This is a genomic window from Robbsia andropogonis (assembly GCF_000970345.1).
Lineage (GTDB): Bacteria > Pseudomonadota > Gammaproteobacteria > Burkholderiales > Burkholderiaceae > Robbsia > Robbsia andropogonis.
The window spans coordinates 1-9,711 of record NZ_LAQU01000067.1 but is presented as its reverse complement, the minus strand read 5'-3'; the positions used below and the strand labels follow the sequence as shown (position 1 = coordinate 9,711).

The 9,711-nt window shown below is 56.0% G+C and carries 9 protein-coding genes and 4 pseudogenes; 10 read left to right on the top strand and 3 right to left on the bottom strand.

Annotation, left to right across the window (positions count from 1 at the left end; all coding sequences use genetic code 11):
• Nucleotides 1-473: IS6 family transposase (locus WM40_RS24945; protein ID WP_046154322.1), on the bottom strand; the 473-nt coding region annotated here is incomplete at its 3' end.
• A gap of 197 nt (nt 474-670) precedes the next feature.
• Complete coding sequence (locus WM40_RS28290; RefSeq protein ID WP_052738517.1) at nt 671-892, bottom strand: hypothetical protein; 222 nt, start codon at nt 890-892, stop codon at nt 671-673.
• Between the two features lie 365 nt (nt 893-1,257).
• On the opposite strand from WM40_RS28290, the pseudogene WM40_RS29735 reads away from it, so the two are divergent.
• From WM40_RS29735 to WM40_RS31830, 6 genes and pseudogenes are all read left to right on the top strand, one after another.
• Nucleotides 1,258-2,574, top strand: a pseudogene (locus WM40_RS29735) (aldehyde dehydrogenase family protein); the annotation flags it as partial.
• Complete coding sequence (locus WM40_RS24930; protein ID WP_413783828.1) at nt 2,566-3,387, top strand: Rossmann-fold NAD(P)-binding domain-containing protein; 822 nt, start codon at nt 2,566-2,568, stop codon at nt 3,385-3,387. The pseudogene WM40_RS29735 and the gene WM40_RS24930, both read left to right, overlap by 9 nt.
• A 19-nt stretch (nt 3,388-3,406) precedes the next feature.
• Nucleotides 3,407-3,787: an NAD(P) transhydrogenase subunit alpha part 2 gene (locus WM40_RS24925; protein ID WP_046154321.1), complete on the top strand. Its 381-nt coding sequence runs from the start codon at nt 3,407-3,409 to the stop codon at nt 3,785-3,787.
• Nucleotides 3,781-5,232, top strand: a complete 1,452-nt coding sequence (locus WM40_RS24920; protein WP_046154320.1) for an NAD(P)(+) transhydrogenase (Re/Si-specific) subunit beta — start codon at nt 3,781-3,783, stop codon at nt 5,230-5,232. Before WM40_RS24925 ends, WM40_RS24920 begins: the two co-directional genes overlap by 7 nt.
• A gap of 31 nt (nt 5,233-5,263) precedes the next feature.
• On the top strand, nt 5,264-6,298 hold the full coding sequence (locus tag WM40_RS24915; RefSeq protein ID WP_046154319.1) for a zinc-dependent alcohol dehydrogenase: 1,035 nt from the start codon (nt 5,264-5,266) through the stop codon (nt 6,296-6,298).
• A gap of 61 nt (nt 6,299-6,359) precedes the next feature.
• A complete protein-coding gene (locus WM40_RS31830; RefSeq protein ID WP_330218180.1) occupies nt 6,360-6,815 on the top strand; it encodes an NADH-quinone oxidoreductase subunit NuoE family protein in 456 nt (151 codons plus the stop codon).
• A gap of 54 nt (nt 6,816-6,869) precedes the next feature.
• Here the strand turns inward: WM40_RS31830 and WM40_RS31825 are convergent.
• Nucleotides 6,870-7,423 (bottom strand): annotated as a pseudogene (locus WM40_RS31825) (IS6 family transposase); the annotation flags it as partial.
• 42 nt (nt 7,424-7,465) lie between these two features.
• On the opposite strand from WM40_RS31825, the pseudogene WM40_RS24905 reads away from it, so the two are divergent.
• From WM40_RS24905 to WM40_RS24890, 4 genes and pseudogenes are all read left to right on the top strand, one after another.
• Nucleotides 7,466-7,657, top strand: a pseudogene (locus WM40_RS24905) (DDE-type integrase/transposase/recombinase); the annotation flags it as partial.
• 59 nt (nt 7,658-7,716) lie between these two features.
• A pseudogene (locus WM40_RS24900) lies at nt 7,717-8,269 on the top strand (IS3 family transposase); the annotation flags it as partial.
• Nucleotides 8,270-8,766: 497 nt separating this feature from the next.
• Nucleotides 8,767-8,976, top strand: a complete 210-nt coding sequence (locus WM40_RS32650) for a SidA/IucD/PvdA family monooxygenase (protein WP_082103220.1) — start codon at nt 8,767-8,769, stop codon at nt 8,974-8,976.
• Between the two features lie 43 nt (nt 8,977-9,019).
• Nucleotides 9,020-9,711 (top strand): IS6 family transposase (locus tag WM40_RS24890; protein ID WP_046154323.1); only part of this gene is annotated, 692 nt, incomplete at its 3' end.

The window sequence follows — 9,711 nt, the reverse complement described above, 5'->3', positions numbered from 1 at the left end:
AGGCCATCGGCCTTCATCTCGCGCACCGCGCGGTGCGAGGGAGCGTAACCATCGAGCGTGATAGTCTCTGGTGGCTGCTCCTGGTGCATGATCGCCTTGCGAAAAAAGGCTTTGGCTGCTGCGACATCGCGTTTGGCCCTGAGTAAGAAGTCCACCGTCTGGCCATCTCGATCGACAGCCCGGTACAGATAGACCCATTTGCCACGAATCCTCATATAGGTCTCGTAGACTCGCCACGAGCCACCCGAAGGGATCGCAAATCGGTTCCAGCGTTTAACGAACTCCGGGGTAAAGCGTTTCACCCACCGCATGATGGTGGTGTGAGCCAGCGATAAACCGCGCTCTGCCATCATTTCCACCAGATCGCGTAGGCGGAGCTCGTAGCGAAGGTACCAGCGCACGCACAGAACGATGATTCCTCGATCAAAATGTCGACCATCAAACAGCCCATCCCCGCCTTTGGCCTTGCCCATCATCGATCACCCGATTTTTGAGCAGCATAATGTAACAGCTTCAGACCACCTATTTGCACCAGAGCCACTTGAGCGAGCTGACGCGCTTCACTACGCGCCTCATCGGGCTTCGGGCCACGCTTTTTGGAGGCCAAGGCCTCAAGTCCGGCGCTCTCGCATTGGCGACGCCATGTGCTCAAAGACGATGAATAGACGCCCTAGCGACGCATCAACGCGCCGATTTCAACGGGCATCGCGCAGCGATCCGCCGCTTCCAGGATGCGCTTCTTATCGGCTGGCGAGAAGCGGCGGCGCTGCGCTCGCGGGACGACCTCCGAATGGAGGCTGTTCGCGCCATCACTGGACAACGTCGGTCCTTTGGAACCAGACGACTTCGGGGCTTCGGCCATGACGCGCTCGTGGGTAGGATTGACAGCCATAAGGTACCTCGTTGCTCGCTAATTTAACAGCAACAGGTGACGCAGGTGATATTGGCACGTAAGGGTGAGATCTGACGGGAGTGGTAGTCGCAGGCCCAAGCCTGACTCAATTCCTGAAAGGTACGATACCGTACCGATTTCCGTCTGGGAAGCGCGCACTGTGACCAAAGTTGCTCGAATTTCACCAATCAAATTTCACCACTTCTTATTGCACGCTGCATGGTGCGAAACGTAACTAAACCGCGATGCCAGCACCGTCAAGATGTATCGACCTATCAGAATGACCTGGTATATCCGGCCTCGAAGTCGCGGTTCAAGCACGCTTGGGCGCATCCAGCGTTATCCCATTGAATGAGGGCAAGGCCATGACCTACCAGAGCGTCAACCCGAATAACGGCAAGATCTTGAAGAGCTTCGATAAACTAAACGACCAGCAGCTTGAAAAAGTACTGTCTACTGCTCATGCGTGCTTCTATGTGTGGAAGAAAACAAGCTACGCTGAGCGCGCTGCAATCGTTTCGAAAGCGGCTGCGCTGCTGCGTGCAAACGTTGACGAATTCGCCAAACTGGCGACCCTCGAAATGGGTAAGCGGATTGTCGAGGCACGCGGTGAAGTCAATTTCAGCGCCGACATTCTCGACTACTACGCATGTCATGCCGAAACGTTTTTGTCGCCGACGAAGCTCAACCCGAAGGTCGGCGAAGCCCATATCGAAACGAGTCCACTAGGCGTTCTGTTTTGTGTGGAGCCGTGGAACTTTCCCTACTATCAACTGGCACGCGTCGCAGGTCCGCAACTGATGGCGGGCAACGTGCTGGTGGTCAAGCACGCAGGCTGCGTGCCGCAATGTGCGGTTGCTTTCGAGAAACTTCTGATCGATGCGGGTGCACCGGTGGGCGCTTACACAAACCTTCTGATCTCGCATACGCAGGCCGAACGGATCATCGACGATCCGCGCATCCAGGGTGTGGCGTTGACCGGTAGTGTTTCGGCCGGCAGAAGCATTGCAGCCCGAGCTGGTCAGAATCTTAAGAAGACGTCGATGGAGCTGGGCGGCAACGATGCGTTCATCGTGCTTGATGACGCGGATCTCGAGAAGACGATTCCTTGGGCAGTCTGGGGCCGCATGTACAACGGTGGCCAGACCTGTTGCGCCGCGAAGCGCTTCATCGTTCTCGATTCAATTGCCGACAAGTTTCTGGAGAAATTCAAGGCCGCGCTCAATGAGCTGAAGCCTGGTGATCCAATGGATGAAAAGACTACGCATGGACCACTGTCCACAGAGTCTGCCCTGACGCAATTGCTCAAGCAGGTCGACGAGGCAGTCGCAAACGGTGCAACCTTGTTAATGGGTGGCAAGCGCATGGAACGACCCGGCTCATTCATGCAGACGACCATTCTGACAGACATCAAGCCCGACAACCCGGCTGCACATGCAGCCGGGGCAGGCGCAGCCATTCATCTGGACGATGGCGCGTTCGGTAACGTGGCCTTCATCACCGATCGCGCCGATTTGGTTAAAGATGCCGACGTCGTGCTTGCCGTGCAGCCACCCGCGCTGGACGTGGTTAGCGAGATGAAGGAGGGCGCGATCCTTGTTTCTTTCATCTATGCGCATAACGAACCAGCGCTTGTGAAGCGTTTGCTCGAAAAGAAGATCACCTGTTTTGCGATGGAGCGGATACCGCGCATCACACGGGCACAAGCAATGGATGCACTGTCTAGCCAATCTGCGCTGGCGGGATACTACGCGGTGCAATTAGGCTCAACGCATCTGGCTCGAGTGGTGCCGAAGATTACCGGCGCAGCGGGCTCGATCGGGCCTGCGCGCGTGCTAGTCATGGGTCTTGGCGTGGCGGGTTTGGAAGCGATTGCCACTGCCCACCGGCTTGGTGCAATCGTCGAGGGCTACGATGTGCGCCCCGAAACCCGTGAACAGGCCCTCTCGTTGGGCGCCACGTTCGTCGATACTGGTGTCGACGCGCGTGGTAAGGGTGGCTATGCGCGCGAGCTAAATGCCGATGAAAAGGCCAAGGTTGCGGCAGTGCTCACGAAGCACATCCAAAGCGCCGACTTGATCATCACGACTGCTGCTATTCCCGGTAAGGCCTCCCCCAAACTTATCAGTCACGCCCAGGTACTCGGCATGAAGGTCGGGGCGGTGATCGTCGATCTGTCAGCCGAGGGAGGCGGCAACTGCGATGACACGCAGCCAGGAGAGACCGCGAAAATCGGCCAAGTAACCATCGCGGCACCGCTGAACGTCCCTTCGTTGCTTGGCGAGGATGCGAGCGAACTATATGCAAAGAATCAGTACAACCTGCTCGCGCTAATGATAAAAGACAACGTCATCGAGATCGACTGGAGCGATGAAGTCCTCGCCCAGACGGTGTTGACACATGCGGGTGAGAACAAGTCCGCGGTGGACGGCAACACGGCGAAAGCCGTTGCAACTCCCTCCATGGCACCAGGCGTTACAACGATTCAGGCGTGAACCGACCTAGGATACTGGCATGAATTTCCAGATCAGCATTTCAGGCTTTATCGCACTTTACATCTTCATGCTAGCGGGCTTCGGCGGCTGGGTCATCATCGGACGCGTACCGGCCATCCTCCATACGCCCTTGATGTCCGGCTCGAACTTCGTGCATGGCATCGTCGTTGTCGGCGGTATCTATGCACTACTTAACGCAAGCACCATGCAGGAACAGGTCATTGGTTTCTTTGCGGTACTGCTAGGTGCGGGCAATGCAGCGGGCGGCTACGCGGTTACCAACCGCATGCTCACCATGTTCAAGACCAGCGACCATCCGGCCAGGCCCGCCCACCATCGCCAGGCCGGCAGTATCAAGCTGGGTACACGTCAAAAAGCACTAGGAACGCCGCCATGCTGACACTCCTCCCACAGCTTGGTATCGGCATCGCCGATCTCGCTGCCGCGTTTCTTTTACTTTACGGCCTACACCGGATGTCCTCGCCTGTCACGGCGCCTTCGGGCATTTTCGTTGCCGGCATCGGCATGGTGGCTGCCGTGCTGGCCAGCTTTCTGTACGCTTTCGGAGTGGATGCCGCTGCCCGGCCCAACCTGCCGATCAACCTCACTCTCGCAGTGGTAGGACTTGCGGTCGGTGGTGGCTTGGCCTGGTGGGGCGGCCGCAAGGTGGCGATGACGGCAATGCCGCAAATGGTCGCTATTTACAACGGCATGGGCGGCGGTGCTGCCGGTGCGATAGCCGCCGTGGAACTATTGGGAAACAAGGCGCAGGGGGTGACCGAACTCGTCGCGACCTTGGCAGGCGCATTTATTGGTGCCGTGTCGTTATCGGGATCACTGATTGCCTGGGCGAAGCTAGATGGGGTCATCAACAAGCCTGTCCGGGTGAAGGGGCAGCAGGCCTTCCACGTGCTGGTGCTCCTCGCGACCGTCGCAGTTGGTGCCTACATCGTCTTCGCCAGCACGGGGGACGGGTTCCTGATCCTGGGCATGCCGAGCTGGATCTACGTGTTCTTTGGTTGCTCGCTGGCGTTCGGGGTCATGATTACGCTGCCGATCGGCGGTGCCGACATGCCGGTTGTAATTTCTATCTTCAACGCTTTTACCGGCCTTGCGGTGGGCATCGAGGGCTACGTGTTGCAGAACCCGGCCCTGATGATAGCCGGAATGGTCGTCGGTGCGGCCGGCATTCTGCTAACGCTGCTGATGGCAAAGGCGATGAACCGCTCGGTGACCAACGTGGTTTTTACAAACTTCGGCGAAGTCGACAGCCGCAAGCAGCGCAAGATAAGAGGCAGCCTGAAGCCGGTTCAACCCAGCGATGCCGGCATCGCCATGCGCTATGCCGCCTCGGTCATCATCGTTCCGGGCTACGGTCTTGCGGTCTCGCAGGGTCAGGGCAAGCTGTTCGAACTCGTCAAGCTGCTGCAAGCGGGCGGCGTATCGGTCAAGTTCGCGGTTTACCCGGTTGCCGGGCGCATGCCGGGGCAGATGGACGTGCTGCTTGCCGAGGCGGGCGTGCCTTACGACATGATCTTTCAGCTAGAAGATATTAACGAGCAGTTCGCGACCACGGATGTCGCACTAGTCATCGGCGCGAACGACGTGGTGAACCCGGCAGCCCGAACCGACAAATCGTCGGCCATTTTCGGCATGCCGATCCTCGACGCCGACAAAGCCAAGCAGGTGTTCATGATCAAGCGCGGCGAGGGCAAGGGCTATGCCGGCATAGTCAACGCCCTGTTCTACGCCGACAACTGCAGCATGGTCTACGGCGATGCCCAGGGCGTTCTGGTAAAGATGATCGAGGCAATCAGAGGTTTGGGATTGCCGGCAGTCGCCTGATTCAGAAGCAAATCCAATCGAGGAACACATCATGACAAATAAAATGCAAGCTGCTGTAGTCGAACAGTTCGGCAAGCCGTTGGTGCTAAGGGAGCTCGACATTCCGACACCGGGTCCGGGCCAGGTACTGGTCAAGACCGAGGCTTGTGGTGTGCGCCACACCGATCTGCATGCGGCCAACGGCGACTGGCCCGTCAAGCCTACTTTGCCCTTCACGCCGGGGCACGAGGGAATAGGCATCGTCACCGCGCTCGGCGCGGGTGTGACGGCGGTGAAGGAGGGCGATCGGATTGGTGTGCCTTGGCTGTATTCCGCCTGTGGAAATTGCGAATTTTGTCTCTCGGCCCGCGAACCGGTGTGTGCCGAAGCACAGTTTGGTGGCTATACGAAGAACGGTGGCTTTGCCGAATATATCGTGGCCGACCCGAACTACGTTGCCCACATTCCGCTAGGTCTGGCGCCCCACGAAGCCGCACCGCTCATCTGCGCCGGCATCACGTCGTACAAGGGCATCAAGGAGACCCAGGCGCGGCCGGGTGAATGGATAGTAGTCTCCGGCGTTGGCGGACTGGGGCATCTAGCTATTCAGTACGCGAACGCGATCGGCTTGCACGTGTGTGCGGTCGATATCGACGACACCAAGCTGGCCCATGCGAAACGCTTGGGCGCCGACGCCGTGTTTAACGCGAAGGACGGCGACCCGATTGTAGCTGTGAGAAAGGTCACCGGCGGTGGCGCGCATGGCGTGCTGATTACGGCACCCTCTCTTGGGGCATTCAAACAGGGCGTCGGCATGACGCGCAAATGTGGTACCTGCGTGCTGGTAGGACTGCCGCCGGGTGAATTTCCGACGCCTTTGTTCGATGTGGTGGCCAACTGCATCACGATTCGAGGCTCCTTTGTCGGCAATCGTCGCGATATGGCGGAAGCGCTGGCTTTTGCCGCAGATGGCAAGGTCAAGGCCGACATAGAGTTGCAACCCCTTTCGGCGATCAACAACGTGTTTCAGCGGCTGCAACACGGCGATGTGCCGTCGCGCGTGGTACTCGAGTTCGCGAGCCATTGACAGTGGAAGCGCAAGGGAGAGTTAGCGTGGCTGCCGGACCCGACCTTCAGTCAAACTCCGTATCTGCCAATCTGGAATCCAGGTTCGCAGACGCTTTACTGCTGCGCGCGGGCATGATTCCTATGCGCTGGTTCAGATCCTTCGCGAGGCGCAGGCGGAGTACACTTGGCTTTCGCGCGATCTGCTCGAGTATGTCGCCGGCGCGCTCGGCCTGACCCTGGCTCATGTGGAAGGCGTAGCAACGTTCTATCGTTTCTTCCATACGAGCGCTGTCGGCGAGTACCGCGTGCTGTTCAACGATAACATCACCGACCGCATGCAGGACAACGCGGCCCTGCTGGATGACCTCTGCCGGCACCTTGGTGTCAAGCGCGGGAAAATGCGCGAGGATGGCAGGATCACCATTGATTTGTGTTCTTGCACGGGCTTCTGCGATCAGGGACCGTCCTTGCTTATCAACCATCACCGGGTTGTCACCCGACTCAACGCCGGCGTGTCGCGCAGCTTGCCGATCTGATTGAATCGCGAGTGCCGGCAGCGCAATGGCCGGCGCATTGGTCCCGAGTGGACGACACGTCCGGGGCGCCGACGTCCTGCTCGCGGGTCGGTGATGGCTGTTTTCGGCCCAGTTATTCACGCGAGCGCAGCGCGTACGAAGACGTGCTTCGTCTTGGTAAGCCCGCGCGCGCGTGCCTTGGCCGCAGGATAACTACGAAGTTGATCCTTCACGATGACCCGAGGTGCCGGGTGGTTGCGCAAGATCCTCTTGAAGAATCGTTCGTCCGCTGCTGTATCACGATGCTTTTGCAAAAGGATATCGAGTTCCTGCCCTAGATCGTCTACGGCGCGCCCGAGCCAGTACGGCTCACCACGCAAGGGCACGAACATCTCGTCCAGATGCCAGGTCGTAGCGATTCGTGGAATGACTTTTACCCAACGCGCAAACTGGGCACTAAATTTATCGCACCATCGCCGAATTGATTAGTAGCTCACAACGATGTAACGCTCAAGCAGCAGCTCTTCGATATCGCGAAAACGCAGCGAGAAGCGGAAGTACCAGCGCACCGCTAGGCTGATGATGGCAGGCGGGAATCGGTGGCCGCGGTAAATGGACGAGGTTTTCATCCACCTAGCTTACCCGATCGCTTCGCTAACGTGACAGTGCCGAACAATGTTGTCGAGCAAGATCATCAGGCGATCAAGCGACGCACGCGGCCTATGCTTGGCTTCAAGAATTTTCGTTGCGCCCGGATCCTGTTGAGCGGCATCGAGCTCATGCATATGATCGTCAAGGGCCAAATGCAAGTCCGTGGCCTCGGATACACTCGTGCCGAGCAGTTCTACTCACTCGCCGAATAAGTAGTCCTCCTTAAACTGCCGTTTGTTCGCATCGTACTCTTACCGCGACAAAACCAGCGAAGATCCAAGCCGTGTTCGCGCGGCATAAAGGACGCTACGGTTACCGCCGTATCACAGCAGCGATCCGGCGAGAAGGATCGATTGTCAATCATAAGACGGTGCAGCGTCTCATGGGCGAGTCGAAATTGAAATCGCTGGTACGGATAAAAAAAGTATCGCGCCTACATGGGCGAGGTTGGTGAAGTCGCGCCAGACGTTTTAAAACGAAATTTCAAAGCGAAGCGGCCGAACGAAAAATGGATCACCGATGTAACCGAGTTCAAAGTAGGAGATCAGAAGCTCTATCTCTCCCCGATACTTGACCTATACAACGGTGAAATAGTCTCCTACAAGGTCGTTCGTCGCCCGTTGTTTAACATGGTGGAAGCGATGCTGGAACAGGCTTGGCCGCGACTCAAGCGACGCGACCGTCCGATATTGCACTCGGATCAGGGCTGGCAATACCGTATGCCGATCTATCGCCGCAGCCTCAAGCAGCATTCAATCACGCAGAGCATGTCGCGACGCGGGAATTGCCTTGATAATGCGGCGATGGAGAGCTTCTTCGGAAGCCAGATGGGATGACCGGCCGCTTACATGTCTTCTTCCATCTTCATGCTCATGTCAATACATAGATGCCTTCAATAAACGCCGCAGTGGTCCATTGATAATATGAAAGACTATTTGACTACTCGAATAGTCTAATCAACAGTTAATAAATATTCAGTGAACTAGCACTGTATCTTGTGGAATTTCATTTCGTTTTGGAATGACGCGCGTTTCAAACTCGATACGCATCAGTTTTTCCGTTGACATGAAAAAATTTGTAATGTATCTTTCTAGCCTTGAATTTGAAAAATTCACTAACAAAATGTCGGCATATGTCCGCCAAATTTTGCTATTGAATTGCAAAAAAATTAATAAAATGGTTACTCAAAAAATATATGATGTGATTGGTATCTGCTTTAGTCCGGCCAATTTGGCCCTTAGTCTCACTATAGCCGAGCAAGCATATCTAATCTAGAAGCCATATTTTTGAGAAGAAACCGTCTTTTGCTTGGCATCCCGGAATGTTATTACCGGGTGCGGAGATGCAGATTTCATTTTTAAAGGATTTGGTAAGCTTGCGTAATCCGAGTGGCACTTTCTCGTTTCTTAATTATTTAAAAGAGAAAGACAGATTTTCGGAATTTGCAAATCTTCGTAATTTCTTTCCTAGTCGCGCTGAGTACAGCGATTATCTTAGAGGGGCTGCAGATAAAGTGGTTCTGTTGCAATAAGACGGTCTATTATTCTGAATACCCCGAGCGAACAATCAGATCCATGAAGCAAAAGCTGACTCAAGCAATGTCGAAAGTGTTTAAACGGCTCCACTATCCACTGGACGTGATGCTCCTATGCGTGCGTTGTTATGTTGCGTATCCGTTGAGCTTACGGCAACTCGAAGAGATGATGGCAGAGCGTGGTATTGCTGTGAACCATTCGACCGTTCACCTCTGGGCGATCAAACTATTGCCGCTACTGGAAAAAGCGTTCCGGCGGTGCAAACGCACGGTCGGCAGAAGCTGGAGGATGGACGAGACATACGTTCGAATCGGGGGTGAATGGCGATATCTCTACCGGGCTGTCGACAAAGCCGGTAACACTATTGATTTCCTGCTACGAGCCCGCCGGGACAAGGCTGTCGCGCAGGCATATTTCGAGAGGGCGGTTGCGCTAAACGGCGACGCCGAGACCGTGACGATCGACAAAAGCGGATCGAATCTCGCAGCATTGAAAGCGATCAACGCCAATCGGGAAATACAGATCAAGATTCGCCAGCAAAAGTATCTAAACAACATTGTCGAACAGGATCATCGCGCGATCAAACGTCGAATGCGGCCAATGATGGGTTTCAAGAATTTCCACTGCGCACGCATCATCCTTGGTGGAATCGAGACCATGCACATGATTCGCAAAGGTCAGATGAACGGCTGCGCTAAGGCACTCTCGCCCGCTCAGCAATTCAACTCCTT

Coding starts and splice junctions, on each gene's coding strand:
- WM40_RS32650 (WP_082103220.1), top strand. CDS start 8,767: ATGTTATTACCGGGTGCGGAGATGCAGATTTCATTTTTAAAGGATTTG.
- WM40_RS24930 (WP_413783828.1), top strand. CDS start 2,566: ATGGAGCGGATACCGCGCATCACACGGGCACAAGCAATGGATGCACTG.
- WM40_RS24925 (WP_046154321.1), top strand. CDS start 3,407: ATGAATTTCCAGATCAGCATTTCAGGCTTTATCGCACTTTACATCTTC.
- WM40_RS24915 (WP_046154319.1), top strand. CDS start 5,264: ATGACAAATAAAATGCAAGCTGCTGTAGTCGAACAGTTCGGCAAGCCG.
- WM40_RS24920 (WP_046154320.1), top strand. CDS start 3,781: ATGCTGACACTCCTCCCACAGCTTGGTATCGGCATCGCCGATCTCGCT.
- WM40_RS28290 (WP_052738517.1), bottom strand. CDS start 892: ATGGCTGTCAATCCTACCCACGAGCGCGTCATGGCCGAAGCCCCGAAG.